Raw genomic sequence first — 26508 nt, 5'->3', positions numbered from 1 at the left:
CGCCGCGGTACTGCACGGCATCCCGGTTGAGCTCCATGTACGCCTCTTCCAGCGAGGCGCGGTGCTCGGACCCCCGCGATCGCGGTCGTCACCGCGAGCCTCGACCTGGACTTCTCGCTTCCGCTCTTCGCCTCGCCCCTGGTGCCGTCTCTGATCCTGACGGGCGCCCAGGCGGGGCCGGACCGGGTCGCGGCCGCCTAGATGGCGGGCGCCCGGGTGGTGGTCGCCGGTGACGGCGCCGGCGTGGAGCCCGCACGGGCCGTGGAAGCGCTCGCCGGCCTGGGGCACACCCGGCTGCTGACCGAGGGCGGGCCGCGGCTGCTGGGGCAGTTCGTGGCCGCCGGAGTGCTCGACGAGCTGTGTCTGGCCCTCTCGCCGATGCTCGTGGCGGGGGAGGCGCAGCGGATCTCCGGAGGGCCGTCGGTTAAGGTTCCCCATCGCTTCGAACTGGTGTCCCTGCTGGAAGAGGCCGGGTTCCTGTTCGGTCGCTACCGTCGGTCCTGAGAACGGGCGGAATGATCCGTTCCGTTTGGTTTTCGACGGGCACACTAAATCCGGCAGTACCCGTGCGATCACGGGGCAGGATGGTTTCCGCAGGGCCTGGACGGCCCACGGAGGAGAGAGGGCCCGCGGGTCCTCGAAGGAGAAGGGGCGCCTGGTGTTCACAAGCGTACTGATGATCGAGAAGGCCCTTACGTCCGCCGACGTGGAGTTCGTCACCACCTTGCACGGTGACGAGTCCGTCTCCTTCCACGTATTGCTCCAGCCCCGCGGCGACCAGGCGGACCGCCTGCTGCGGGCCATCGACGACGTCGCCCTCGGCGAACTCGACGAGGCGGCGCACGAGCGGGAGACCCCGGAGGGCAAGGACGCGGCGGCACTCGGCACGCAGGCTCTGGAGGTGTCCCTGGCGGCCCTGCACGCGGCCGGCAGCGAGGCGCAGGGGCGGCTCATCGAGGACCACCCGCTGGACGCGCTGAAGACCCTGGTGGACGAGACCGGCGCGGACGAGGTGATCGTGCTGACCGATCCCCACTACGTGGAGGAGTTCTTCCACCGGGACTGGGCCTCGCGCGCCCGTCACAAGGTCGGCGTACCGGTGCTGAAGCTGTTCTCGCACAGCAAGGAGTAGCGGTCGGCGGGACGGCCGACGGGTGTCCGTGATTGTCAGTGGCACCGCATAGGCTTGCCGCTGAACATCCGCCGAATCAGCCGTAATCAGTCGTACGAGCACGCACGCACAGGGAGACACACATGGCACCCGGCCTTCCCACCGCCATGGACCGACCGCACTTCATCGGCATCGGCGGGGCCGGGATGTCGGGGATCGCCAAGATCCTGGCGCAGCGCGGGGCGAAGGTCGCGGGCAGCGACGCCAAGGACTCCGCGACCGCCGACGCCCTGCGCTCCCTGGGCGCCGCCGTGCACATCGGACACGCGGCGGAGCACCTCGCCGACGACGCCACCTGCGTGGTCGTGTCGTCGGCGATCCGCAAGGACAACCCCGAGCTGGCACGCGCGGCCGAGCTGGGCATCCCGGTCGTCCACCGCTCGGACGCCCTGGCCCGCCTGATGGACGGCCTGCGCCCGATCGCCGTCGCCGGCACGCACGGCAAGACGACCACGACCTCGATGCTCGCGGTGTCGCTGACCGAGCTGGGCCTCGACCCGTCGTACGCGATCGGCGGCGACCTGGACGCCCCGGGTTCGAACGCGCTGCACGGCGACGGCGAGATCTTCGTCGCCGAGGCGGACGAATCGGACCGCAGCTTCCACAAGTACGCCCCCGAGGTCGCGATCGTCCTCAACGTAGAACTCGACCACCACGCCAACTACGCGTCCATGGAAGAGATCTACGAGTCCTTCCAGACCTTCGCGGACCGGATCGTGCCGGACGGCACGCTGGTGATCTCGGCGGACCACGCGGGCGCGCGGGAGCTGACCCGACGGGTGTCCGGCTCGGTGAAGGTGGTGACGTACGGCGAGTCCGAGGACGCCGACGTCCGCATCCTGTCCGTCGTCGCGCAGGGCCTGAAGAGCGAGGTGACCGTCCTCCTGGGCGGCGAGGAACTCACCTTCACCGTCTCGGTCCCCGGCCGGCACTACGCCGGCAACGCGGTCGCGGCCCTCGCCGCCGGCGTCGCGCTCGGCATCCCCGCCGGGGAACTGGCGCCCGCGCTCGCCGCGTACACGGGCGTGAAGCGGCGCCTCCAGCTCAAGGGCGAGGCGGCCGGCGTCCAGGTGATCGACTCCTACGCCCACCACCCCACGGAGATGTCGGCGGACCTGGAGGCGATGCGCGCGGCGGCCTCCTCCGCGCGGCTGCTGGTCGTCTTCCAGCCCCACCTCTTCTCCCGCACCCAGGAACTCGGCAAGGAGATGGGCCAGGCCCTCGCCCTCGCGGACGCGTCCCTGGTCCTGGACATCTACCCGGCCCGCGAGGACCCGATCCCCGGCGTCACCAGCGACCTGATCATCGAGGCCGCGCGCGCCGCGGGCGCCGACGTGACGCCCGTCCACGACAAGGCGGACGTGCCCGAGGCCGTCGCGGGAATGGCGAAGCCCGGTGATCTCGTTCTCACCATGGGAGCGGGCGATGTGACAGACCTCGGCCCGCGGATCCTGGACCGTCTCGCGAAGTAAGGGGCTGAGCTTCATGTCGTACGACGTCGAAAAGCCGGACGAGGAATGGCGCGCGGAGCTGAACCCGGCCGAGTACGCGGTGCTGCGGCAGGCCGGCACGGAGCCCGCCTTCGTCGGTGAGTACACCGACACCAAGACGAAGGGCGTCTACTCCTGCCGGGCCTGTGGCGCCGAACTCTTCACCTCCACGGAGAAGTTCGAGTCCCACTGCGGCTGGCCGTCCTTCTACGACCCGAAGGACACCGACGCGGTCGAGCTGATCCAGGACCGCACGCACGGGATGGTGCGCACCGAGGTGCGGTGTGCTCGGTGCGGGTCGCATCTCGGGCATGTCTTCGAGGGTGAGGGCTATGCCACGCCGACCGATCAGCGGTACTGCATCAACTCCATCTCGTTGCGGCTGGCTCCGGAAGGCGAGTGACCACGGTCACGAGCCGGTCGTCCCGAAGGTGACCTTGTAGTAGCAGGCCCCCTTGCACGGCATCGTCGCCCCGTCGTCGAAGGCGTACGAGTAGGCGTAGGGGGCCGCCCGCTTGAAGACCTGGGTGTAGTCGACCGGCCACTTCGCGGGGACGCAGTTGTCGCGGCCCGCCCAGGCGCCGCGACAGCAGTACGTGTCCCCGCCGAAGGCCGCGCAGGGCGGCTTGCAGCCGACGACCTGGCCGCCTGACGTGGCCCGCATCGCGGTGGGGCAGGCGACGTCCGAGGTGCAGACGCCCTTGTAGCAGCCCGAGGAACTGACCGGGTCGACCGTCGTGGTGTGCGAGATGTTGATGTACATCGGCAGGTTCGAACCGTCGACCATGCTCACGTCGTAGAAGTCCATCCCCGCGTACGCGTCGAACGTGAACTCACCCAGTGTGGTGGGCGGGTTGGCGCCCTCGCACACGCTGGTGCAGTCGCCGGTCGCGCAGTGGCCGGCGGCCGTGGAGGTGCAGCCCGTGCGGCCCCAGATACGGCCGCCCCAGTTGTTCGCCACGGTCACCGACAGGCTCTGGCCCGGGGCGAGTTGGCGGCCTGCCGGGTAGACGGCGGTGTTGGTGACGATCGCCCAGACCGTCTTCGGGGTGCGGTTGACGACCGTGATCAGGCGTTTGCCGGCGGGGGCTGTCGAGGATTGCTGCTGTGTCGGTGCGTCCGCCTCGGTGGTCGGTGGGCGGGTGCTCTTCTTCGATGCCTTGGCCTTGGTCGAGGGAGAGGCCGAAGGAGAGGGAGAAGCCGAGGTGCTGTGGCTGGGCGAGGGAGAGGTGCTTCGGGACGCGGACGGGCGCGCGGCCGTGTCCTGGTGGGCCGTCGTGCGGGTGCTCTGTGTTCCGGACGGTGCCCACGCGCCGTAGGCGATGAGTACGGTCGCGGTCGTCGCGAGGGCGGCTGCCGCTGCGTACCACCAGCGGCGGCGGTGTCGCTGGGGTCCCGCGCCGTGTCTTCTGCGTCCTCGTGCCATCGTCCTCGCGCCTTCCTGATGCTCTCCGGATGCGGTCCTGCCTATCGGTGACCTTCTCGGCGGCTGCTCGACAACATAAATTTCCGGCCGACCGGCCGATTTTTTGTGTTGTCCTTGCGTGCGTCGGCGGTCTCCGTATCAGGGGCGTGCTCGCGGTCCGGTTCCGGACCGGGGGTGCCGTCACGGCCGGACCACACGCGGAGGAACGAACCCAGATGCCCAAGAAGCCCAGGAGTGGACCCGACGCGGGCGTGGTGACGGCCGCGTGCGCGGGTGACCGGCAGGCCCTGGACCAGCTGCTGACGCAGTGCCTGCCGCTGGTCTACAACATCGTCGGCCGGGCCCTCAACGGTCACGCCGATGTCGATGACGTCGTACAGGAGACGCTGTTGCGCATGGTGCGGGGGCTGCCGAAGCTGCGGGATCCCGCCGCGTTCCGGTCGTGGCTGGTGGCCATCACGATCAGGCAGGTACGGGACCGTGAGCAGGTGCGGGCCGCGGACCGGGACCGCAGGGCGCAGCTGGAGGACGCGGAGGCGATCACCGACCCCGCTCTCGACTTCGCCGGACTGACCATCCTGCGGCTGGGGTTGACCGAGCAGCGCCGAGAGGTCGTCGAGGCCACGCGGTGGCTCGATCCGGACGACCAGGAACTGCTGTCCCTGTGGTGGCTGGAGGAGACCGGCGAACTCGAACGCGCCGAACTCGCCGGTGCGTTGGGGCTGTCCGACCGGCACGCCTCGGTCCGGGTGCAGCGGATGAAGAAGCAGATGGAGGTCTCGCGGGTGGTGGTGCGGGCGCTGGTGGCCGCGCCGCGCTGTGCGGAGCTGGAGGAGACGGCTTCGACGTGGGACGGCACGCCAAGTGCCTTGTGGCGCAAGCGGTTTGCCCGTCACATCCGTGGGTGCGGGGTGTGCCAGGGGCTGGACACGGGGCTGCTTCCGATGGACCGGCTGTTGAGCGGGCTTCCGCTGGTGGCAGTGCCTGCGGGGCTTGATCCGGCCCGGGTGCTGAACGCCGTTATGGGGAGCGGCAGTTCGGCCTCGCCCGCCGAGCCTTCAGCGGAGTCTCCGCATCGGGGTCCGCGTCGGCGGCACGGGCGCCGGTCCGGTCGTATGGGCAAGCAGGTGGTGGGTGGTTCGGCGGCGGTCGCCGTCGCCGTGGTGGCCGCGCTGGTCGCGCCCCGGCTGACGGGGGGTTCCTCCGCCACGACGGCTGCGGTGTCGGCATCGCCCGCTCCGGTGTCCAGCGCCTCGTCGAGCCCAACTCCCGCTCCCACTCCCTCGGTTGCGCCGAGCGTGTCCCCGACGCCGAAGGCCAAGCCGAGTCCCTCTCCCTCGAAGCACACCGCCGCCGCCCCCGTCCACATAGCCTCCGGTGCCAAGAAGGGGGTCGGGGTGTGGTCGTTCGGCGGGGTGAGTCAGGCGCTCGCCGCGAGCGGGGCGAGCTGGTATTACACCTGGTCCACGCAGCACTCCGGCGTCACGACGCCCTCGTCGGGCTCGTTCGTTCCCATGATCTGGGGAGCGAAGTCCGTCACCGACTCCTCGCTGGCCCAGGCCCGGGAGTACGGGCCGTACCTGCTGGGGTTCAACGAACCGGACATGGCGCAGCAGTCGAACATGACGGTCGAGCAGGCGCTGCAGCTGTGGCCCAAGCTCATGGCGGCGGGCAAGATCCTGGGCAGCCCCGCGGTCGCCTACGGCGGGGACACGGCGGGCGGCTGGCTGGACCGGTTCATGTCCGGGGCCGAGGCGAAGGGGTACCGGGTCGACTTCATCACGCTGCACTGGTACGGCGGCGACTTCCGCACCCCGCAGGCCGTCGAGCAGCTGAAGTCGTACCTGGCCGCGGTGTACGAGCGCTACCACAAGCCGATCTGGCTCACCGAGTACGCGCTGATCGACTTCTCCCAGGGGACCCGCTTCCCGTCCGCGCAACAACAGGCGGATTTCGTGACCGCGTCGACCAAGGCGCTGGACGGCCTGCCCTATGTGCAGCGCTACGCGTGGTTCGGGCTGGGCGCGGACGCGTCGAAGCCGAGCAGTGGGCTCTTCACGGACGGTACGACGACGACCGCGGCCGGGCGCGCGTTCCAGGCGGCGGGCTGACGCACAGAGGGTGGGCGCCCGGTCCGACGGGCCGGGTGCCCACCCTGTGTCCGTGCCGTGGTCAGGGGCACCGCGGACTCATGGGCTCACTCCCCAGGTCACGCGGTAGCCGCACTCTCCTGAGCAGGTGAGCACGCTGGTCGCGTCGTCGTTGACGTAGGAGTAGGCGAAGGGCTCCGCCTTCTTGAACACGGCCGCCGAATCGACGGGCCAGGACGAGGGGACGCACTTGGGCCGCGCGGCGTAGGCGCCCGTGCAGCAGGTCTGATCCGTCTTGAACACCAGGCAGGCGCTCAGACACGCCACGACACGCCCGCCCCGGACGCGCTGCAGCTTGGTGGGACAGCTCGCGTTGGCGTCCCGGGCGCATCCGGCGGCGGAGCATCCGTTCGCGTCGATCTTGTCGTGGGACGAACCGCCGTAACTGTTGATCCACATCGGCAGGTTGTTGCCCTCCACCAGGCTGACGTCGTAGAAGTCCATGCCGTTCCAGGCGTTCAGGTTGAACTCGGCCAGCGTGGAGGGGAATTCGCCCCAGGTCGATCCGCACTGGAAACGGCCGCAGTCGCCGGTCAGGCAGTGGCCGTTGCCTGCGGCGTCGAAGGAGCAGCCGGTACGCGCCCACAGCCGGACGTCCCACTGGTCGGGCACGGTGAAACTCAGGCTGGCCCCGGGCCGCAGCACCCAACCCGTGGCCTCCACAGGGTGTTTGGGGTCCGCGGCGATCGCGGGCCAGATCGTCTGATCGAGGCGGTTGACCAGGGTGACGGTCCGCTTGCCGGGGAGCGCGGCTGTCGGCTGCCGGCCCGCGCGGGACGGTGAGGCAGTGGCGGCGGACGACTTCCGTACGTCAGGAGTGGGCGACGGCGAGGATGTGGCCCGCGGCGATGACGGCGTCGTCGCCGACGACGGTCCAGGGAGGCGTGGGGTGTCGGCGGTCGCCGTACTGTGCGCGGACGGCGGACCCGCGACGTTCTGCCCTCCCGATGGGGTTCCTGTCCGTGCCTGGGCCATCAGTACGCCGGTCACCACGGCGAGGCAGGTCAGGAGCACCGCGGCGGCCAGGCCCACCTGTCCGCGTACCGGGCGGGGCGGGCGGGGCGCACGGCGGTGGCCCGCCACGGATCGTGCGCGCCCTTGTCGGCGGATGGACAACCGGCAACGAGGCATGTCTCAACACTCCTGTCCGTTCCCACGCTCCGCCGCGCGGCGATCCGGTCGGCGGAGTCTTCCGTAGAGGAGACCGACACACGTCCTGCCGGACAACGGAAACGGGGCCGGCAATACGCACCAGGTGAGCAGTGCTGGTCATAAGTCGATCAGAAGGTGGCAACCCGGCCGCGAGTAATCCCCCGTACATTGCGGCAGCGGGGCCGAAGATCATCTGATCGGCCCGGGAGTCCGGACACCCGCGACCCCGATACCCGCGACCCTGTTCAGAAATTGCTCTGGAGACACACCGATGAAGATCGCCAAACGTCTCATCCTCACCACCGCGGCCGTCACCGCCGTGGCCGCCGGCGCGCTCGTGAGCGCGACCGTCGGCCAGGCCGCCACCCCGCAGCCGCCCGTCCGCCTCGGCGTCACCGTGCCCGACGCGCTGAAGGTCCCCGACGGCAACACGCTCACCGGCGTCTTCTCCGCCGCCGGCGTCCAGACCTACACCTGCACCAACAGCGCCTGGACGCTGCTGGAGCCCGCCGCCACCCTGTGGGCCAAGAACGACCGCACCAAGCGTCCCGTCGCCCTGCACTCCCGCGGCCCGGTGTGGGTGTCCACGGTGGACGGCAGCGCGGTCAACGGCTCCGCGATCGCCAACTCGCCCAAGACGGGCACCATCCCCGAGCTGCTGCTGAAGGCCACCGCCACCCGTGGCACCGGGGTCTTCGCCGACGTCTCCTACGTCCAGCGCCTGGGCACGAGCGGCGGCGTCGCTCCCACCACCGCCTGCACCGGCACGGACCAGGTCAGCGTGCAGTACACCGCCACGTACGCGTTCTACAAGCCCGCCAAGTAAGCCATTCGGCAGGCGGCTACGGCAGTGGCTCCCGAGGGGCCCTGAGAGATCTCGCGGGGACCACTGCCGTGCGCTCGCCGGAACTGTCGCGGACGCCCCCTCAACTCCCTTGCGACGGCTCCTGCTCCGCCCTGATCCGGCCGTGCGTCTCCCAGTCCCACACCGTCTCCCGCACCTCGTCGAGGGCGCGGGCCAGATGCCGGCGGTAGGTGCTGAACGCCATGTTGAGCTTCCGTGCCACGGCATCCTGCGTGGACGTCGAGTGGTACGTCAGCGTCAGTACGTCGTGCAGATGCCGGGTGCGGGGATGGGCGTTCAGCCGCTGTACGGCCTTGCCGATCAGGTCGCGCAGCGCGGTGACCGGGTCGCCCTCGCCGAGTTCCTCCACCAGCCGGCTGCGCAGCAGTGGGTTGTCGGCGAGTCCGCCGGGGTCGAGCCAGCCGCGCAGCGCCTCCCGGACGGCGGCGTCCGACTCCTCCCGACTCAGCGGTGAGACACGGGACTTGGGCTTCCCGGCCGCCACCGCCGGTGCCCCGCCGAGCAGGCGCGCGTCGATCTCCTCGGCCCACTCCTCCACCCGCGCCGCCCGCCAGTCGTGGCAGAACAGGCCGTACCCGCGATCGGCGTGGACGGCCCGGCGGGGCGGCTGGAACATGCCCAGGTACGTCATCAGCGGCGCCCAGAACTTCGGTTCGGCGCTGACGAAACAGGACCAGGCGCAGTGTTTGGCGCGCAGCGACTCGAAGACGATCCGCATCCGCACCAGGTCCCACGACCGCGAGGGGCGGTGATGGTTCTCCTCGTGCACCACGAACCGCGCCACACCGAGGTGTTCACCCTGGCGCGGCGGCGTCATCGCGGAGACCAGCTCCCACGCCTCCGCCAGCACGGGGTCGGCCGCCCGGGTCTCGTCGTCGAGCCCGTCGATCCGCAACCAGGCCATGAATCCGAGGAGTTCACCCGTGTCGCAGCGCCGGTGCACGTGGAACGCCTCGGGCTGACGCCTCAACCAGTACGAGACCATGCGGGCGTTGCGCTCGCCCTCGACCTTGTGGGTCAGCTCGATCAGCGCGGGGGCGTCCTCCGGGCGCATCGGTTGCTCGTGGACGGCGGCCTCGTCCCGGGCGCCCTGGAACTCCCTCAGCCACTGGGCCCTGGAGACGATGTGGTTGAACTCGCGGGCGGCGCGCAGGGCTTCCTTCTCCGGTGCGTCGCGCACCCGCTCCACCAGGTGGCGGCGGATGGTGCGGTGCATGGCCTTGTAGCGTTCCGGGTCGCGCCAGCGGAAGTCGCTGTCGAGGGCGTCACGGACGACGTCGTAGGGGCACACCCCGAAGGGGCCGGACTTCATGAACGACAACTGCCGTAGCCAGGCGAAGAGTTCGGTGGCGTCCTCGTCCGGGAGTGCCACGCGCAGCAACTCCTCGGTGGTGTCCGCGACATGGCCGCACACCTCCAGCGCGCGCCGGTGGGCGGGCGAGGGCGGTCTGCCGAGCATGTGGGTCAGCAGGCGGTCGACGACCGTGCGCAGCGGGGCCCAAAAGACCTCGTCCGTCGACGAGTTGTCGTGTGTCGCGGCCTCCGCCACCAGGCGCAGGGCGAGCGGATGGCCCGCGGCGAACCGGAGGAGAGACGCGTGCAGCGCGGGGTCGGCGCCCTGCGAGGTGAGCAGCGCCGCCGCGTCCACGGGCCCCAACTCCCTCAGGGGCACGACCTGGAGGACCTCGCTCCACGCGAGGTCCGCTTTCCAGAGGGGGTCGGGGGCGTGCCGTCCGGCGACGACGACCAGGGCTCCGGCAGGTAACCGCGGCAGGAAGCGGTCGCGTATCCACTCCTCCATGTCGCGGTAGCGCTCGAAGTCGTCGACCAGCAGGACAGCGTTGTCCTGGGCGAAGACCTCGGCGGTCGCCTCCTCGAAGGCCGACGGCGAGAGCTCGACCGTACGGGCGTCGACGCCGACGACCGGCCGGCCCGCGGCGCGTGCCTCCGCGGCGAAGCGTTGCAGCAGCGCGCTTTTGCCCATGCCGCCCGGGCCGTGCAGCACGATGACCATCGGAGAGCCGGGTTCGCCGGCCAACGCCCGCCGGAAGAGGGCGAGTTCCTCTTGTCTGCCGACGAAATTCTGCAAGCGGGCGGAGGCCAGTCTGTCGGCCAGTCGGCCGTTTCCGGCCGATCTGCCGTGCCCGTTCGCCGAGTTGTCGTCGCCGTGGCCGGACCGCAGGGCGGAATCGTCCTTCGCCATGTCGTTCCCTTCCCCGGAGTCGACCGCTTCGGACCGCTGCGAAACCTACCGGGTCGGGCCGGACGACGGAGCACGGCGCGACCTTACGGATGACGGACGGACGGCTCGACCGATCGCCGGAGAGATGCCGGCCGGCCGTCGGCGGGGCGCCGTAAACCTGGGAGGGGGCCGTCCGTGGAAACCCGTAGGGACCCGCTTCTTTGTCCTATTCGTGCTCGTTGAGGAACGCAGAAGGGTCCGTAGCCCTCCTTCTGTGTGAAGGAAACAGCACAGGCAAGGAAACCGGGGACTGAGTGGCATGGGTTTGACCAGCGAGACTACCGTTTATGTGGTGGCGGCCGTGGCTGTCGTCTGCGTGGCGCTGTTGGTCTGGGTGTGGCCGCGGCTCGCCAATGCGGGCGTGCGGCAGGTGCTCGGGCGGCTGGCAGCCATCGGAGTGACTCAGGTCACTATCATCGCGGCGTTCGCGTGCTGGCTGAACTCCTCGTACCAGTTCTTCGGATCGTGGGGCGAGCTGTTCGGCAACGTCGACACCGCCCCCGTCGGCGTGACCCAGGCGGCCGACCACAACGGTGACGGCACGGCCGGCGGTGTCTCCGTGAAGGGGGCGCTGGTGCAGCCCGCCGGTGATGAGCAGCTGAGCCGGGTCAGCGGACTGCCCACCGGCGATCCCGCGGTGAACGGACGCGTGGAGTCCGTGAAGGTCATCGGCCGCCGTACGGGAGTGGTCGACCCGGCGTTCGTCTACCTGCCGCCGCAGTACTTCCAGAAGGCGTACGCGCGCCAGCGCTTCCCCGTCGTCGTCGCGCTCAGCGGTTACCCGGGCAGCATCTTCAACCTCGCGCAGTACCTGCGGGTGTCGCAGACCGCCGGGCAGCTGCAGAAGAGCGGGCAGATGCAGCCGACCATCATGGTGATGATCCGGCCGACGATCGCCCCGCCGCGCGACACCGAGTGTGTGAACGTCCCCGGGGGACCGCAGACCGAGACCTTCCTCGCCAAGGACCTTCCGCAGGCCCTCAAGTCCGTCTACCGGGTGGGCCACGACGCCAGCGCCTGGGGCGTCATGGGCTATTCCTCCGGCGGGAGTTGCGCCCTTCAGCTGACGATGCGCAACCCGCACGTGTACACGACGGCCGCCGCTCTCTCGCCCGACTACAGGGTCAAGGACGACCCCACCACCGGCAATCTCTTCGGCAGCGGACTCGGCCGCGTCAACCGGGTCAACGGGCACGACCTGATGTGGCGGCTGAAGCACCTGCCCGTACCCCAGGTCTCCGTCCTGGTCGCCGACAGCAAGCACGGCGAGCGGGGCTATCCGCAGACACTCGCCTTCATCAAGGCCGTCAAGGCACCCATGCGCGTCGCGTCGATCCTGCCCGAGTCGGGCAGCCACAACTTCCCCACCTGGGTGCGGGAGATGCCCGCCTCCCTGAAGTGGATGAACCAGCAACTCACGTTCCCCCAGGACGTCGTGCCCCGGCACGTCCCCAAGAAGGGCAACAGCACCGTACGCGCGGAGGGCACCGAGCCCAAGCCGACCGCCGGCACGCGCAAGTAGCGGACAGCGGGTCACTGCCCGTTCGTACGCCCCAGCGTCCCGGGCAGTTCGCCCCGCCGCCGGATGCCCAACTTCCGGTAGGAACTGGTGAGATGGGTCTCCACCGTGCGGCGGGCCAGGTGCAGCAGATCGGCTATCTCGGTGTTCGTCCGGCCGTCGGCGGCCAGTTCGGCGATCCGCCGCTCACTGGTCGTGAGCGACCGGGAACCGGTACGGGCGGGCGCCGAACGCCGGGCACCGCTCTCGCCCAACGCCTCCTCGGCCAGGGCCCATTGACGGGTCGCGCCGAGGCGTTCGGCGCGCTCCGCGGCCTCCCGCAGACAGGCCCGGGCCCGACCGCGGTCCCCGACCGAGGTCAGCCCACGCCCCTGCGCGATCAGCGCCGACACCAACTCGGCCTCCGTCCCCACCGGCCCGTCCCGCAGCAGTCGTACGGCCTCCTCCGCGAGCTCCAGACCGCGCCGGCCGCCGGTCGCCGCGGCCAGGACGCGCAGTGAACGGCCCACCGTGCGGGGCGTGTTCCACACCCGGGCCAGCCGCAGCTCCTCCTCGGCCAGGGCGATGGCCTCCCGGGGGCGGGCGAGGGCGAGACGGCACTCGGCGGCGGCCGTGCGCCACGGGGTGACGACCGGGCTGACCACCTCACGGGCCGACTGACGGCGCCCGCACTCCAGGAAGTCGTGCAGCGCGCCCGCCGTGTCACCGGTGGCGGCGCGCAGCACTCCGCGCGCGTAGAGAAAGCGGTTCAACTCCCAGGAATCGGGCGCGGACCGCAGATCGAAACCGTCCGCGAGCGGTACGGCCCGCGCCTCCTCGCCGGTCGCCACGAGCGCCAGCAGCACGTGGGCCTGCCGGTTGGAGGGCCCGCCGCGCGCCCGGTCACGCGCACACGGTTCCGCCAGCAGACGCGCGTGCTCGCCGCGGGCGGCCAGGATGTCGGCCCGTACGTTGGCCAGCGCCTCGTGCATCGGGTGCAGCAGGTCGGGACGCTGACCCACCAGGCCGCGCTCCACCAGCCGTTCGGCCTCCGGGAGTTCGTCGGCCCACTGGGCGACGGCCGCGGCCGTGCCGATCAGGAACGGCTCGGTCAGCGGATCGGCGGGCTGCGCGAGCAGCGCCCGCAGTCGCCGCATCGCCTCCGCGGCCGAGATCAGCCCGGCCGTGGCCGCATGCCGTACGACCAGCGCGTGACCGGCCGTACCGACCAGCTCCGGCGCGTGCTCGGCGGCGTCGCACAGCCACCGGTACACCTCCTTCCGCACCGTCTGGTCCTGGTCGGACAGCAGCACCGAGGCGGTCTGGAGGGTGCGGATCAGCTGGGGACGGTCCGTCAACTCGTCCTCCACCGTGCGCAGTACGTCCACGGCGGCCAGGGTCCTGCCCCGGCCGGCCAGCGCCGTACCGAGCGCGACCGCCGCGCGCACCGTGTCCTGCGGCGCCCCCGGCAGCCGTAGCGCCTCGCTCAGGCGGGGGATGCCGGCCGAGGACGCCTGCGCCCGGTACTCCAGAGAGCCCAGTTCGGTCAGCAGACGCTGTCTGCGGGCGTCCGGGAGCGGCTCCTCCAGGACCCGGCGCAGGAAGGCCGCGGCGTCGGCCGTGCGGCCGTCGCGCAGCGCGAGCGAGGCCGCCTCCTGGAGCGCGGCCGACGTCCAGGGTTCGCCCACCGGGTCGGACAGCAGCAACTGCCGGGCGACCGTGTCGGGGGAGACACCGTGGCGCTGCATCGTCTCGGCCGCCGCCGCGTGCGCGGCCCGCCGTCTGGCCGCGGATACGCCGGTGAGCACCGCGTCCCGCAGGAGTGGATGCGCGTAGCGCGGACGCCCGTCGGGGTCGGGGCGCAACACCCCGAGACCGCTCATCGCGGTGAGCCAGCCGGCCACCCGCGCCGGGTCGGCACCGGCCAACTCGGCGATCACCGCGGCCAGTTCGTCGACGGGCAAGGTGCCGTGTCCGCCCGGAGGCTCCGGCGGTACGTCCCCGTCCCACCCCTCGTCGAGCGCGGCCAGGGCCCGGGCGACCTCGCCGGTGGCCGGGCCCGCGCTGTCCAACCACCAGGACACGGCGGCCGGATACGCGCCCGGGTACAGCGCGGCGGACGTCTCCGGCACGGTCGGATGCCGGCCGGCGCCGAGGTCGTCGAGCAGGGCCCGCAGCAGCAGCGGGTTGCCTGCGCCGGCCCGTACACAGTCGTCGATCCACGGCGCGGGGGCGTCCGCGTGGACCGAACTCACCAGCGTGGCAGCCGAGTTCGTGGTCAGAGGGGCCAGCGTGAGGGTGCGGACCAGGGCGGGCGACAGGGTGTGGGTCAGGCCCGGGGCCGGTGGATCGACGTCGTACTGGCTGCGTTCCGTGGCGACCAGCAGGATCCGTAATCGGTCGACGTGCCGGGCGGACTCGACCAGCCAGCGGTGCGAGGCCGGGTCGGCCAGATGGACGTCGTCCACGGCGATCAGCAGCGGTGCCCGGTCTGCGTAGGAGCGCAGCACCCGCCGGAACAGATCGGCGCTCGCCCGCTCGTCCCCAGCGACCGCCGCGTCCCCGAACTCCGGTACCGGGGCCATCAGTTGCAGGACGGTGGCGTACGGAACCGCCTGGTCGCGGGGCGAACAGCGGGCCCGCAGCACCCGCATGCCGTGTGCCTCCGCATCCGCTACGGCGGCCTCCAGCACAGTGGTACGGCCCGTCCCGGTGGCCCCGCGCAGCAGCACGAGCCGGCCGGCACCGGCCCGGGCCCACGCGGCCTCGGCAGCCAACAGCCGTGTCGCGTCCCGGTGTTCGGGCGGTATCGCGGACATTCCGGCGTCAGACGTGGTCCCCGGCATCGCGGCCCTCCTCGTGTCCGTCGTACCCGTCGTGCCGGTCGCTTCCGCCGTCTGTGTCGCTCACTCGCCGTGGTCCGCCGTACGTCCGATCTCGTGGTGCTCCTCGTGGTGCTCCACGATTGCGCGCGCCCCACCCGCCCCGTGAGGGTGAGGAGTACACGGCCGCCACCAGCGCAACTGGGGTGGCACGTATGTGGATGTGGATTCGAGGGAGAACGTTGCTCAGCTCATCGCGGCCCGCACACCCCGGTACGGCCGACTCCGGCGACCGGATACCCGTGGCGGTGCACGCCCCGGACCCGATCTCCCGCGAGGGAGCACTCAGCCAGCTGCGCAGATACCCGGAGATCGACCTCCGCGAGGAGAACGACACCGGCCCCGGCAGAGTGGCCCTGTTCATCGCCGACACCCTCGACGAGACCGCGCTCACCCGGCTGCGCCGTCTCGTGCGCAGCGAGGGCGGGCGGGCCGTGCTCGTCGTCGGGGCGCTGCGCGAGGCCGAGTTGCTCGATGTGATCGAGTGCGGGGTCGGTGCCATCGTGTGGCGCGGCGAGGCGACCGCGCAGCGCCTGGTGCAGGCCGTGGTCGCCGCGGCGCGCGGGGACGGTGACCTGCCGGCCGATCTGATCGGCAGGCTCGTCGAACAGGTGGGGACGCTGCATCGCAGCGCGGCTGGCCGGTCCGGAGTCCATCCCTCGGGGCTCTCGCCGCGTGAGGTGGACGTCCTGCGGCTGGTCGCCGAGGGGCTGGACACCGGAGAGATAGCCAGCAAGCTCTCCTATTCCGAACGCACCGTCAAAAACGTCATGCACGGGCTGACCACACGCCTTCATCTGCGCAATCGGGCGCACGCCGTGGCGCATGCCCTTCGGGAAGGCTACATCTGACCGAACGGGCACTCGAAGCCGGACACGCGGGCAACATGCGGTGCCCTGCCCCCGTCCCCAAGGTGCTTGCGGGGACGGGCGGTTCGGACGGCACGATCGGGGGACGGCCGACAGGGGCGTATCGGGCGCCGACGCGTACCGCGGGGCACGACAGCACGGCAGGGCGGGAGTTCGGCGGTGATCCACGAGGTGGACGAGGTTCTGGGGGACCTGATCGGCGGCGGCGCACTGGCCGGTTCGGGCATCGAGGTCTCCTTCGACGCCCCGACCCGCGACTGGGCGGCCCGCCGCAACACCCCCACGATCAACACCTACTTGTACGACATCCGGGAGGACGTGCACCGGCGTCAGCGCGGGCATGTCGCCGTGCGCGACGAGCGGGACGTGGTCGTCAAGCGCCGCCAGCCGCCGCGCTGGTTCCGGCTGTCGTACCTGGTGACGGCGTGGACGAAGCGGCCGCAGGACGAACACCGGCTGCTGTCCGCCGTGTTGTCGACCCTGATCCCGCGTGAGATGCTCGCACCCTCCGAACTTCCGGGTTCGCTGGGCGAGTTGGGCCTGAGCGTGCCGATCTCGGTGGCCGGCATCCAGACCGAGTCGCGGTCCCTCGCGGAGATCTGGTCCGCCCTCGGCGGCGAACTGAAGCCGTCCCTCGACCTCGTGGTCACCGCGCCCTTCCCGGCCTACCCCGAGTACGACGCGGGCCCGCCCGTCACAGAGGGCGCGGCGGTCCGCATCGGCGGCCTCGACGGCACCGAGCCGGGCCCGGAGGAACGCTCCCACCGCCCGCGCCAGGTGGCGGCGGTACGGGAGGCCCGCGAGGTCGCTCGGCGCAAGAGGGCGCCGGGGACGTCGACATGACCGTGACGGACGATGCCGGGGACGTCGATATCACGGTGACGGACCAGGCGGGGGACGTCGACATGGCCGTCGCGGACACCATGTCGCCCTTCGCCGCCGAGCCGGAGACCGACGCTCTCCTCGCCCGGCTCGGCCACCTCCGTGAGCGCGTCGCCCTGCTCGTCGACCTGCGCTCCGCCGCCGACCCCACGGCCACCGACCCGCTGCGCGGCCTGTACCTCCAGGAAGAGGCGGTACGGCATCTGCTGCTGCGCTCCCCGGAACCGGCCCCGCCCGCACCGGAGTTGGAACACGGCCCGGCCGACCGGCTCGCCGCCCTGCACCTGACCGACCTCGACGCCGCCCTCCTCCTCGCCGCCCTCGCCCCCGACCTGGACCGCACCTTCGAGTCCCTCTACGGCTACCTCAACGATGACGTCAGCCGCCGCCGGGCCACCGTGGGACTCGCCCTGGACCTGTGCGGCGTACCCGCGCACCAGGCGGACGGCCGGGCCCGGTTCCGTCCCACGGCCCCGCTGTCCGCCCTCGGTCTGCTCACCGTGGAGGAACCCGAACGCCCCTTCCTCAGCCGCTCGTTGCGGGTGCCGGACCGGGTCGTGGTCCATCTGCTCGGCGACGACACCCCGGACGCGGCACTCACCGGGCACCTTCACCCGCTGCCGGTGCCGAGCGTGTCGTACGACGGACAAGAGCCGGGCGGAGACGAGGAGTTCACCGGCTTCGTGGACCGGCTGGGCACGCTGCTCGCCCAAGGTCCGCCCCTCGCCGTATATCTGAGGGAGCGTCACGAAGGCGACGGGCTCGTGTGCGTGTCGAACGCGCTGCACGCGGCGGGTGTGGCCGCCGTGCGGTACTCCGGCCCCGTGGAGCGGGTGCCGGAGTTGCTGCGCGAGGCCCGGCTGGGCGGTCGTACGGTCGTCGTGAGTGGACTGTCCGATCAACCCGGCGCGCTGGTAAGGGCGTTGACCGCCGCCACCGATGTCTCCGTGGTGATCGCCGGTGCGCGGCCGTACGACCCGGAGTGGTGCGAAAGCGATCCGCTGATCCTGGAGGCGCCCCGGCAGCGGGCCGCGGCGGTGCGGGCCTGGACGGACGCCGTCGGCGAGGGCAGTGGCTTCGACGTACGGGCCACCGTCGCGCCATACCATCTCGGCGCCGACCGCATCGCGCGCGCCGCCCGGGCGGCCCGCGGGCTCGCCGCGTTCGACGGCACCCCGATGAGCGCCGCCCATCTGCGGCTCGCGGCACGGCAGCAGTCGGCGTCGGGGCTCGAACAGCACGCCCGGCGGATCCGGCCCGCCGTCGACTGGCGGGACCTGGTCCTGCCCGACCGGTCCCTGACCCAGCTGCACGAACTGGCCCTGCGCGCCCGGCACCGCGACCGGGTCCTCGGCGACTGGCGGCTCAGCGCGGGCGGCGGCCGGGGGCGTGGCGTGCTCGGCCTGTTCGCGGGGGAGTCCGGGACCGGCAAGACGCTGTCGGCGGAGGTCGTCGCGGCCGAACTCGGCCTGGATCTCTATGTGGTTCAGCTGTCGTCGATCGTCGACAAGTACGTCGGCGAGACCGAGAAGAACCTCGAACGGATCTTCACGGAGGCCGACCGCACCGACGCCGTGCTCCTCTTCGACGAGGCCGACGCCGTCTTCGGCAAGCGGTCCGAGGTGAAGGACTCGCACGACCGGTACGCCAACATGGAGAGCGCCTATCTGCTCCAACGGCTGGAGTCCTTCGACGGGATCGCGCTGCTCACCACCAACCTGCGCGCCAACATCGACGAGGCGTTCACCCGGCGGCTCGACCTCGTCGTCGACTTCCCGTTCCCGGACCCGGCACAGCGACTCGCCCTGTGGCGGCACGGGCTGACCCATGTGCCGAGCGTGCCCGACCTCGAACTGGCGCCGCTGGCCAAGGAGTTCGAGCTGGCCGGCGGCTCCATCCGCAGCGCCGTCGTCACCGCCGCCTACCTCGCCGCCGGACGCGGGGACACGGTGTCCGCGGCGGATCTCCTCGAAGGGGCCCGCCGTGAATACCGCAAGGCGGGGCGGCTGGTGCCTGGAGAAGGCACCTGGTAGCCGCCCCGCCTCGCGGGTCGATCAACAACTGTCGGTCACCAGCGATCAGTTCGGCACCGTCAGCCTGACGGCCACCAGCCAGTGCGCGTTGTCGAGGGTGCCGGCGAAGCCGTACGCGGGCCGCGGTTTGGTGCACCCCTGAGGGTCCCAGCCCCAGCCGGAGCTGCGGACGATCCAGCAGAGCTGACCACTGCCGATGTTGTTCGCGAAGCCCGTGACGTACGCGGCGCCCGGCTTCGCGATGCCGATGTAGTTGTCCTTGCCGTCGGCGATGTTGTCGGTCCATCCCGAGGGCTGGTACTTGCCGTAGCCGTTGGTCGACGCGGGGTCGTGGATGAAGGCGTTGGCGGCCGAACCGGCGGCCCCGGAGACCGCGATGTTCAGGGAAAGGATCTGCTCGTCGTCGGTGGAGGTGGCGGCCGTGGCGCCGTCGCACTCCGGGGACTGCCAGCCCTTGCCCCCGATGTAGATCCGGTAGCAGACATGGCGTCCGGAGTCCTGCGCGGCCAGCTTGTTCACCGCCGTCGCCGCCGTCACGGGCTTCGGCTTGGCGGACGGCTTGGAGTCTCCCGAGCCGCCGCCCGACCCGCCACCCGCCGCGGCGGCCGTCGAGGTCTCGGCCGCCGGGGGCGCGCTCGTCGCGGCGGGCGACGGCGGGGGAGCGGCGCTCAGGGTGGGGCTGGGCGCGAGCGTGCTGACGCCCGCGTCCTTGAGCTGCTCGGTGGCGGAGGTCTTCACCGGCGGCTTGTACGCGATCCACAGCATGACGAAGGTGACGGCGAGCGCGGTGACGACACCGAGGAAGGTGGCCAGCCAACGCGGCAGGAACCCGCGCTGGAGATAAGTCCCTTCCACGGGAAGGGGATTGGCGCCGGACCGCTGCACGGTGAGCGTGTACGGCCGCTGCTCCTTCGGCCCGAACCAGATGATCTTCCGCGGCTTCAGGGACGCCTTGACGAAGGCGGCCCGGCCCGGCTCGATCTGCACGTTGCCCGGATGGATGTCGTACGACAGTTGGTCGCCGTTGTCGCTGCCGCTGATCGACGCCGTCAGCTTGGTGTTACCGAGGTTGTCCAGGGCGAGTTGGGGGCGGCCGCGGAAACGTCCCTTGACCGTCGGCGGCACCAGCTCCGCCCGCACCTCCGTGAACGGGGTGATGGTCAGATTGCCCTCGGGGACGGTGACGGCCTCCGGGTGCTCGGTCGGCGTGATCCGCACCGCGTACGGGTTCGGGCCCGCCGTCGCGTCCGGGGTGCGCGGCGGCGCGAACGTCAGGTCGACCGTCCCCGTCGTGCCCGGATAGAGCCGCAGCGTCTGCGGCTCCACAGCGGTCCAGGGCGCGATGCTCCCGACCGGCTCGAAGCGGTACTCGTCCACGACGTCGCCGGTGTTGCGCAGCCGCAGCCGCACGCGGGTACTGCCACCGGGATCGACGGTCGCGGACGCGGGCTCCAGGGAGGTCCACAGACTCATATGCCGACGCTACGACGGATGGTGAGACCGCGTCAGGAGTCGCCGGGGCAACAGCAGTTGCCCAAAAGGGCCGCCCGTCAAACCCGTCACTGCCCCTGAGGCGACGGCGTCCGCCGCAGTCCGCGGCCTCCGTCCCTGCTGCGGACTGCCCCTGAGGGCAAGGAAGTTGCCCCAAGGCAGGCACTCGGGGACGTTTCGGCGGCCGGGTCGCGCGCGTGACGCTTGAGGGCGTCCTGTCTCGTACCCCGAGGAGAGCAGAGCATGCCGTCCTATCTGTCGCCCGGCGTCTACGTCGAGGAGGTGGCCAGTGGCTCGCGCCCGATCGAGGGAGTGGGCACCTCGGTGGCGGCCTTCGTGGGCCTGGCCCCGACCGGTCCGCTGAACGAGCCGACCCTGGTGACCAACTGGACGCAGTACGTGGCTGCCTTCGGTGAGTTCACCGACGGGTACTACCTCGCTCACTCCGTCTACGGCTTCTTCAACAACGGTGGTTCGGCCGCCTATGTCGTCCGCGTCGGCGGCACCGCCGAGGGCACCTCCGCGGAGACCAGGTCCCCGTCCGCCGTCGCCGGTTCGGCCGCTCCGGCCGCGCTGCCGGCGGGCGAGCCCGCCCAGCTCGGCACGTTCGCCGTGACCGCTCTGGCGCCCGGCGACCTGAGCGTCGAGGTGGCCGACGCCGAGGGCGAAGGGCCCGCCGAACGGTTCCGGCTGATCGTCAAGGACGCCGGCAAGGACGTCGAGAGCTTCGACGTGACCGCCAAGAAGGGCGGCCGCAACTACGTCGTCACGCAGGTCAAGGAGCGGTCCAAGCTCATCGCCGTGGCCGAGGCCGCGCCCGCCGCGCAGCTGGCCCGCCCGGGGAACCAGACGGTCGCCCTCACCGCGCCCGCCTCCGCTCCCGTCGCACCCGCCGTACCCGGCAAGGGAAGTGACACCGCGTCACATCCCGGTCCGGCCACCTACCTCGGTGACTCCTCCGACCGCACCGGCTTCGGCGGCCTGGAGGCCGTGGACGAGATCTCCATGGTCGCGGTGCCCGACCTGATGGCCGCCTACCAGCGCGGCGCGATCGATCTGGAGGCCGTCAAGGCGGTCCAGCTCGGCATGATCGCGCACTGCGAGCTGATGGGCGACCGGGTCGCGGTCATCGACCCGCCGCCGAGCCTGAACGCCCGTCAGATCCGGGTCTGGCGACAGGAGACGGCCGGCTACGACTCCAAGTACGCGGCCCTGTACTACCCGTGGATCAAGACCTTCGACCCGTCCAGCGGACAGTCCCGGCTGATCCCGCCGAGCGGCCACATCGCCGGCGTCTGGGCCCGCAACGACTCCGAGCGCGGCGTGCACAAGGCGCCCGCCAACGAGGTCGTACGCGGCGCGGTCGACCTGGAAACGCAGATCACCCGCGGCGAGCAGGACCTGCTGAACCCGATCGGCGTCAACTGCATCCGCGCCTTCCCGGGCCGCGGCATCCGCGTCTGGGGCGCCCGCACCATGTCCTCCGACCCGGCCTGGCGCTACCTCAACATCCGCCGGTACTTCAACTACCTGGAGGAGTCGATCCTGATCGGCACCCAGTGGGTGGTGTTCGAGCCGAACGACCACGCCCTGTGGGCGCGGATCCGGCGCAACATCTCGGCCTTCCTGGTCAACGAGTGGCGCAGCGGTGCCCTGTTCGGCCAGCGGCCGGAGGAGGCGTACTACGTCAAGTGCGACGAGGAGACCAACCCGCCGGAGTCCGTCGACGTCGGCCGCGTCGTCTGCGAGATCGGCATCGCGCCGGTCAAGCCGGCCGAGTTCGTGATCTTCCGGCTGGCTCAGTTCTCCAGCGGCAGCGGGGAGTTGGAGGAGTAGGCGAGCCCGCCGCCGCTCCAGGTCGTCCTTTCTCCAGGTCGTCATCTCCTCAGGTCGTCTTCAACACCCCTAGAAGGACAGCGAATTCATGAGTCTCCAGCCGGGTGACGCCCTCACCTCACACAATTTCGGCCTGCAGATCGACGGCGTGATGGTCGAGTACCTCGCGGAGGTCAGCGGCCTCAGCATCGAGCAGGACGTCATCACGTACCAGCAGAACACCCCCAACGGCCAGAACGTGGTCAAGAACATGCCGGGCGTGAAGAAGAACGGCACCTGCACGGTCATCCGCGGCATGACCCAGTCGGCCTCGTTCACCCAGTGGATCAACGAGTCGATCTCCGGTCAGATGACCACCGCGCGCAAGAACGCGTCGATCATCATGATGGACTTCCAGAACAACCCGGTGAAGCGCTACCACCTGCGCAACGCCTGGTGCAGCAAGATCGACGCGAGCACGGTGAAGGCGGGCGAGGCCGCCGCCCTCACCGAGTCCGTGACCATCGTGTTCGAAGAACTGGTCATCGAATAATGAGGCGTTCGGCGGCTGCGGCGGTGGCTGCGCCGGGTGCGGGTGCGGAGACGGCGGCCGAGGTGGGGGCGGGGCCGATACCGGCCCCGGCTCCGGTCGCCTCGGCCTCGGCGCCCGCTCCGGCCGTACGGCAGACGCTGCGGACCGAGTTCCCCTTCCAACTGCCGCGCGGTTACGTCGACGAGTCCGGCACCGTCCACCAGGACGGTGTGATGCGACTGGCCACCGCACGCGACGAGTTGGTGCCGCTGCGGGACGTCCGGGTGCAGGAGAACCCGGCGTACCTGTCGGTGGTGCTGCTCGGCCGGGTGATCACGAGGCTGGGCACCGTCCCCATGGTCCACGACGGGATCGTGGAGAACATGTTCGCCTCCGACCTCGCCTTCCTCCAGGACTTCTACCGCCAGATCAACGCGGAAGGCCACACCCGCGCGGCAGTTCAGTGCCCGCACTGCGCGGAACCCTTCGAAGTGGAGCTCGGCGGGAGCCGCCTGGGGGAATCGTGACGTACGCGACCGACCGGCTGCACGAGGAGATCGCGTACGTCGCCTACCACTTCCACTGGAGCCTGGAGGACATCCTGGACCTCGAACACCACGACCGCCGCCGCTACACGGGCGAGATCGCGTCCCTGGTGACACGGTCCGGGGCGGAGGGCTGAGCGGTGGGGTTCTTGGACCGGCTGCGGGGGCGGGCCGACGGGCCTGCCGCCGGTAGGGACGCCAACTCCGGGGATGGGACGGGAGTTGGCGAGGTTCGGGGTTCTGCTGAGGTGGGTGACTCCGCAGGTCCTGTGAGTTCTGGTTCTACGGCTCCTGCGGTGGCCCTGGCCGCCTGGCCGGGGCTGCCGCCGATCCAGCGGGCTTCCGGCGTCGGGGGAACCGGAGTTGCCGACGCCGGGTTCGGCGCGCGTCTGCCCACGTGGCAGAACCCGTCGTTCACGGGCACGGGGTTCCGAGCGGTGCTGGACGCGGAGCGGAGTGCCCGGATCGCGGGTTCCTCGCGGCCTGCGGCGCCGGCGCGGGCGGTGCCGAGCCTTGGGCGGTCTACGGGTGAACTGCCGTTGGCGGGGCGGGCGTCGGGTACGCAGCAGGGGCCTGTGGTGCCGTTGCGGGCGAGTGCGAGTGCGGGGCGTGGGGTGTCCGGTCCGGTGGTGCAGCGGGCTGCGCCTCTCGCGCCGAGTGGGTCCGTGGGTGCGCGTAGTACGGCTTCGGCTCCGGTGGGCGGGTCGGTCGGGGCGGTGGGTCCGGCTTCCGGTATCCGGGTGACTGCGGTGTCGTCGGAGCAGCTCCGGCCGGGGGCGGGGTCGTTGACGAGGTCGAGTGCGGCTGCGGTGCAGCGGCGGCTGGTCGGTCGGCGGAACTCGGCGGCTGTGGGGGGTGGTTCGGGAAACGGTTCGGTCGGCGGCGAGGGTGGCGCGTCCGCGGCTGCGTCAACTGCTGGCAACCAAAGGGGTGTTGAGTCGGGCGGTGACTCGCCTGCCCCGGTGCGGCGAGTGCGGTCCGAGTCCGGTGACGGAACCCCTCCTGTGCTTCCCTTCGTTCCTCCCGTTGTTCCTCCTCGGGCGGGCAGTGCTCACGGCACCGGAGGGGACGCAGCCGGGCCGGTGGCGGTGCAACGTGCCGTGGCCGCCGGTGGCGTGGGGGAGTCGGAGCAGGTGGTTCCGGCGACTCCGGGCAGGTCAGCCGTCAGCCCCGGTGAGGTGAAGCCCGCCGTGCAACGACGACCGGCGACCGGCTCGGGCACACCGCGGACGACTCCGGCACACGGCAGTCACGAACCCGTCGGCCCCCGCGCGACCGTGCCTGAAAGCCGCCCCGGCGCGCATGGCGGCGAGCTTCCCGTCTCCGGGAACGGGGCGGACAGCGTGCAGCGGGCGATCACGACGCCGGATACGACGACCGCCGCCCCGACGGCTCCGAATACCATGCCGAACTCCGTTGCGCCGTCGGCCGAGTTGCCGCCGACCGCGACCGCTGCCCCGGTGCAGGCGACGACACCGAACACCTCCCGCGCACCGATGCCCGTACAACGTGCCGCGACGCCTCCCGCCCCACGCGATGGCGGCACCACCCAGCCCGAGCCGCACACCCCGGCACCTCTCGCAGGACCGACGGATTCCGCCCGCACCCGGACCGACGATCCCGGAAACGATCCAACCCCCGGTCCTACGCCCCCTCCCGCACCCCAGATCCAACGCAGCGCCGCCCGCCGCCCGCCTCGCATCCCCCTCGGCGCCCCGCTCACCACGCGCCCGAGCGAGACACGGCAGCCCTCCACGCCCGTACCGCCGATGCCCAGTTCGGCCGCTCACCCCGCGCAGGGCACCATGCCCAACACCCCAGCCCCGCAAGGTGATTCGCCCACTGTTCCGGCGCCCACGCCCTCCCCGGCGGCAGGCACGCCAACACCCGCCCCGCCCTCGCCTCCGCAAGCCCCCCACTCTCCGGCTCCCGCGACGCCCACTCCCGTCCGGCGCCGTTCACCCCTCGGCGCTCCGGTCGCCGCCACACCCGCGGACGCCAAGCCCCTCATCGGCTCGCCGTTCCCGCCGGCCGGCACTGGGCACCGTACGGAACCAGGTTCGAGGCCGACAGCGGGACCCGGGCCGGCGATCCAACGAAGCGTCGCCCCCAACACGTCCGCACCGCCCCCGGCGACCGCGCCCTCAGCCACCACGCCCGCGCCTGCCGCATACCCAACCACCGCACATCCGCTCGCCGCGCCCCCAACTACCGTGCACGGGCCGACCGCAGCCCCGGCCAACCCGGCGACACCGGGTCCGGGACCGATGATCCAGCGGAGCGTCGCCCCGAGTGTGTCTGCCCCGGCCGCGCAGGCTCCTTCGGCTACGGGCCCCTCGCCCGCCGCGTCCTCAACCACCGCGGCAGCTGCGGTGACACCGGGTTCAGGGCGGCCGGTCCAGCGAAGTGTGGCGCCGAGTATGCCTGTACCGGCTGCGCAGGCCCCTTTGGCTACGGGCCCCTCGCCCGACGCGTCCTCAACCACCGCAGCTTCGGCCAGCCTGGCAGCTCCGGTGACACCGGGTCCGGGGTTGGCGGTCCAGCGAAGTGTGGCGCCGAGTATGCCTGTACCGGTCGTGCAGACCCCTTCGGCCACCGCCCCCTCACTCGCCACGCACCCGACCACCGTGGACCGGCCGACCGCAGCCCCGGCTGCGAGCCCGTCTCCGGGTGCGCTTCCGTCCTCGGCTGGTCCCCGACCGCCCGCTTTGACTTCGTCCTCAGCCGTGATGCCGCTGTCGCCCCCAGCCGGGCCCTCGCCCTCAACCACGGCACCGCCCCGCGCCGCGAAGCCGACTCTGACCGGCCCGGTCCCTCCCCGCGTGACCTCCCGTACCGCACCGCCGCTCACCGCGCTCTCCCCGACCGCGCCCTCTCTCACCGCCTCCCCGCTCACCGCATCCCGTTCCACGACACAGGAACCCACCACACCGGCGCCCCCAAACGGTTCGCTCCGCACACCGCCCCCGGCGCAGCGCCCCGCACCCTCATCGCCCTTCACCCCCGTGCAACGTCACCGCCGTACGACACCCGACAGGCCCGCCGCACCCGTAGTACCCGGCGCACCCGCACTCCCCGGCAGCCCCGTACTACCCAGGGCCACCGCACACCCAGGCACCCCCACAGCCCCCAGCACCTCCGCCGTACCCGTAGTACCCCTACGCCTCTCCACCCCCGCACCCCACACCCCCCTCCCGGCCTCCACCCCACCCGGACCCGGACCCCTCTCCACCCCACCCCGTCCCCTCACCTACAGCCTCTCCACCCCCACGACCCCCCTCCCCACCGTCCAACGCAACGCCTCCGCCACCACCGCACTCGGCCCCACGGCCGCCTCTCCCCTGAACCGAGTCCGCCCCACCCTCGCCAAAACACCCACCGCCACCCCCCCGGCCACAGTCGCCGCCCCCGCTTCACCCCCCTCCACCCCACCCCCGCCCTACACCCCACCTCCCTCCCAGTCAC

At 71.6% G+C, this 26508-nt stretch carries 18 protein-coding genes and 1 pseudogene; 14 read left to right on the top strand and 5 right to left on the bottom strand.

Annotated elements, in window-relative coordinates; translation table 11 throughout:
- Positions 1 to 72: 72 nt before the first annotated feature.
- The 4 genes and pseudogenes from ACFWP5_RS41600 to msrB all read left to right on the top strand — a co-directional run.
- A pseudogene (locus ACFWP5_RS41600) lies at positions 73 to 504 on the top strand (dihydrofolate reductase family protein); the annotation flags it as partial.
- Between the two features lie 154 nt (positions 505 to 658).
- Positions 659 to 1132, top strand: coding sequence for an indole-3-glycerol phosphate synthase (locus ACFWP5_RS41595; RefSeq protein WP_384169472.1), 474 nt, complete (start codon positions 659 to 661; stop codon positions 1130 to 1132).
- 122 nt (positions 1133 to 1254) lie between these two features.
- The gene (gene murC, locus ACFWP5_RS41590) at positions 1255 to 2643 is read left to right on the top strand and encodes a UDP-N-acetylmuramate--L-alanine ligase (protein WP_384169469.1); all 1389 of its coding nucleotides are present in this window, start codon (positions 1255 to 1257) and stop codon (positions 2641 to 2643) included.
- 13 nt (positions 2644 to 2656) lie between these two features.
- Positions 2657 to 3064, top strand: a complete 408-nt coding sequence (msrB, locus tag ACFWP5_RS41585; RefSeq protein ID WP_384169465.1) for a peptide-methionine (R)-S-oxide reductase MsrB — start codon at positions 2657 to 2659, stop codon at positions 3062 to 3064.
- A 6-nt stretch (positions 3065 to 3070) separates the two neighbouring features.
- Here the strand turns inward: msrB and ACFWP5_RS41580 are convergent, their stop codons facing one another.
- A complete protein-coding gene (locus tag ACFWP5_RS41580) occupies positions 3071 to 4087 on the bottom strand; it encodes a thaumatin family protein (protein ID WP_384169462.1) in 1017 nt (338 codons plus the stop codon).
- A gap of 215 nt (positions 4088 to 4302) precedes the next feature.
- On the opposite strand from ACFWP5_RS41580, the gene ACFWP5_RS41575 reads away from it, so the two are divergent.
- On the top strand, positions 4303 to 6198 hold the full coding sequence (locus ACFWP5_RS41575) for a sigma-70 family RNA polymerase sigma factor (RefSeq protein ID WP_384169460.1): 1896 nt from the start codon (positions 4303 to 4305) through the stop codon (positions 6196 to 6198).
- Between the two features lie 78 nt (positions 6199 to 6276).
- On the opposite strand, the gene ACFWP5_RS41570 is transcribed toward ACFWP5_RS41575, so the two are convergent.
- A complete protein-coding gene (locus tag ACFWP5_RS41570; protein WP_384169457.1) occupies positions 6277 to 7320 on the bottom strand; it encodes a thaumatin family protein in 1044 nt (347 codons plus the stop codon).
- Positions 7321 to 7660: 340 nt separating this feature from the next.
- Between ACFWP5_RS41570 and ACFWP5_RS41565 the strand changes: the two genes are divergently transcribed.
- Positions 7661 to 8215, top strand: coding sequence for a DUF3455 domain-containing protein (locus ACFWP5_RS41565; protein ID WP_384169454.1), 555 nt, complete (start codon positions 7661 to 7663; stop codon positions 8213 to 8215).
- A 100-nt stretch (positions 8216 to 8315) separates the two neighbouring features.
- Here the strand turns inward: ACFWP5_RS41565 and ACFWP5_RS41560 are convergent, their stop codons facing one another.
- On the bottom strand, positions 8316 to 10457 hold the full coding sequence (locus ACFWP5_RS41560; protein ID WP_384169452.1) for an AAA family ATPase: 2142 nt from the start codon (positions 10455 to 10457) through the stop codon (positions 8316 to 8318).
- A gap of 298 nt (positions 10458 to 10755) precedes the next feature.
- Between ACFWP5_RS41560 and ACFWP5_RS41555 the strand changes: the two genes are divergently transcribed.
- Positions 10756 to 12018, top strand: coding sequence for an alpha/beta hydrolase (locus tag ACFWP5_RS41555; RefSeq protein ID WP_384169449.1), 1263 nt, complete (start codon positions 10756 to 10758; stop codon positions 12016 to 12018).
- Positions 12019 to 12029: 11 nt separating this feature from the next.
- Here ACFWP5_RS41555 and ACFWP5_RS41550 read toward each other — a convergent pair whose 3' ends face one another.
- The gene (locus tag ACFWP5_RS41550) at positions 12030 to 14813 is read right to left on the bottom strand and encodes a LuxR C-terminal-related transcriptional regulator (RefSeq protein WP_384169478.1); all 2784 of its coding nucleotides are present in this window, start codon (positions 14811 to 14813) and stop codon (positions 12030 to 12032) included.
- A gap of 245 nt (positions 14814 to 15058) precedes the next feature.
- Here ACFWP5_RS41550 and ACFWP5_RS41545 point away from each other — a divergent pair, with 245 nt between their 5' ends.
- From ACFWP5_RS41545 to ACFWP5_RS41535, 3 genes are all read left to right on the top strand, one after another.
- Positions 15059 to 15727 (top strand): LuxR C-terminal-related transcriptional regulator, encoded by a 669-nt coding sequence (locus tag ACFWP5_RS41545; RefSeq protein ID WP_366092906.1) that lies wholly within the window; start codon positions 15059 to 15061, stop codon positions 15725 to 15727.
- A 177-nt stretch (positions 15728 to 15904) separates the two neighbouring features.
- Positions 15905 to 16588, top strand: a complete 684-nt coding sequence (locus tag ACFWP5_RS41540) for a DUF4255 domain-containing protein (RefSeq protein ID WP_384169446.1) — start codon at positions 15905 to 15907, stop codon at positions 16586 to 16588.
- A gap of 62 nt (positions 16589 to 16650) precedes the next feature.
- Positions 16651 to 18660 (top strand): ATP-binding protein, encoded by a 2010-nt coding sequence (locus ACFWP5_RS41535; RefSeq protein ID WP_384169475.1) that lies wholly within the window; start codon positions 16651 to 16653, stop codon positions 18658 to 18660.
- Between the two features lie 45 nt (positions 18661 to 18705).
- Here ACFWP5_RS41535 and ACFWP5_RS41530 read toward each other — a convergent pair whose 3' ends face one another.
- The gene (locus tag ACFWP5_RS41530; protein ID WP_384169444.1) at positions 18706 to 20133 is read right to left on the bottom strand and encodes a hydrolase; all 1428 of its coding nucleotides are present in this window, start codon (positions 20131 to 20133) and stop codon (positions 18706 to 18708) included.
- Positions 20134 to 20394: 261 nt separating this feature from the next.
- Between ACFWP5_RS41530 and ACFWP5_RS41525 the strand changes: the two genes are divergently transcribed.
- From ACFWP5_RS41525 to ACFWP5_RS41510, 4 genes are all read left to right on the top strand, one after another.
- Positions 20395 to 21987: a phage tail sheath family protein gene (locus ACFWP5_RS41525; protein WP_384169440.1), complete on the top strand. Its 1593-nt coding sequence runs from the start codon at positions 20395 to 20397 to the stop codon at positions 21985 to 21987.
- Between the two features lie 88 nt (positions 21988 to 22075).
- Complete coding sequence (locus tag ACFWP5_RS41520) at positions 22076 to 22519, top strand: phage tail protein (RefSeq protein WP_327400579.1); 444 nt, start codon at positions 22076 to 22078, stop codon at positions 22517 to 22519.
- The gene (locus tag ACFWP5_RS41515; protein ID WP_384169436.1) at positions 22519 to 23025 is read left to right on the top strand and encodes a hypothetical protein; all 507 of its coding nucleotides are present in this window, start codon (positions 22519 to 22521) and stop codon (positions 23023 to 23025) included. The genes ACFWP5_RS41520 and ACFWP5_RS41515 overlap by 1 nt, the downstream gene beginning before the upstream one ends.
- Positions 23022 to 23180, top strand: a complete 159-nt coding sequence (locus tag ACFWP5_RS41510) for a DUF6760 family protein (protein WP_200684736.1) — start codon at positions 23022 to 23024, stop codon at positions 23178 to 23180. Before ACFWP5_RS41515 ends, ACFWP5_RS41510 begins: the two co-directional genes overlap by 4 nt.
- Positions 23181 to 26508: the final 3328 nt, after the last annotated feature.

This window comes from Streptomyces sp. NPDC058469, from assembly GCF_042721125.1.
Lineage (GTDB): Bacteria > Actinomycetota > Actinomycetes > Streptomycetales > Streptomycetaceae > Streptomyces.
The sequence above is the reverse complement of the archived record's forward strand: the minus strand, read 5'-3'. Positions and strand labels throughout refer to the sequence as shown.

What these genes read in the sequence shown, in the direction of transcription:
- ACFWP5_RS41555 (WP_384169449.1), top strand. Translation starts at nt 10,756, where the DNA reads ATGGGTTTGACCAGCGAGACTACCGTTTATGTGGTGGCGGCCGTGGCT.
- ACFWP5_RS41575 (WP_384169460.1), top strand. Translation starts at nt 4,303, where the DNA reads ATGCCCAAGAAGCCCAGGAGTGGACCCGACGCGGGCGTGGTGACGGCC.
- msrB (WP_384169465.1), top strand. Translation starts at nt 2,657, where the DNA reads ATGTCGTACGACGTCGAAAAGCCGGACGAGGAATGGCGCGCGGAGCTG.
- ACFWP5_RS41520 (WP_327400579.1), top strand. Translation starts at nt 22,076, where the DNA reads ATGAGTCTCCAGCCGGGTGACGCCCTCACCTCACACAATTTCGGCCTG.
- ACFWP5_RS41535 (WP_384169475.1), top strand. Translation starts at nt 16,651, where the DNA reads ATGGCCGTCGCGGACACCATGTCGCCCTTCGCCGCCGAGCCGGAGACC.
- ACFWP5_RS41560 (WP_384169452.1), bottom strand. Translation starts at nt 10,457, where the DNA reads ATGGCGAAGGACGATTCCGCCCTGCGGTCCGGCCACGGCGACGACAAC.
- ACFWP5_RS41565 (WP_384169454.1), top strand. Translation starts at nt 7,661, where the DNA reads ATGAAGATCGCCAAACGTCTCATCCTCACCACCGCGGCCGTCACCGCC.
- ACFWP5_RS41525 (WP_384169440.1), top strand. Translation starts at nt 20,395, where the DNA reads ATGCCGTCCTATCTGTCGCCCGGCGTCTACGTCGAGGAGGTGGCCAGT.
- ACFWP5_RS41530 (WP_384169444.1), bottom strand. Translation starts at nt 20,133, where the DNA reads ATGAGTCTGTGGACCTCCCTGGAGCCCGCGTCCGCGACCGTCGATCCC.
- ACFWP5_RS41515 (WP_384169436.1), top strand. Translation starts at nt 22,519, where the DNA reads ATGAGGCGTTCGGCGGCTGCGGCGGTGGCTGCGCCGGGTGCGGGTGCG.
- ACFWP5_RS41550 (WP_384169478.1), bottom strand. Translation starts at nt 14,813, where the DNA reads ATGTCCGCGATACCGCCCGAACACCGGGACGCGACACGGCTGTTGGCT.
- murC (WP_384169469.1), top strand. Translation starts at nt 1,255, where the DNA reads ATGGCACCCGGCCTTCCCACCGCCATGGACCGACCGCACTTCATCGGC.
- ACFWP5_RS41580 (WP_384169462.1), bottom strand. Translation starts at nt 4,087, where the DNA reads ATGGCACGAGGACGCAGAAGACACGGCGCGGGACCCCAGCGACACCGC.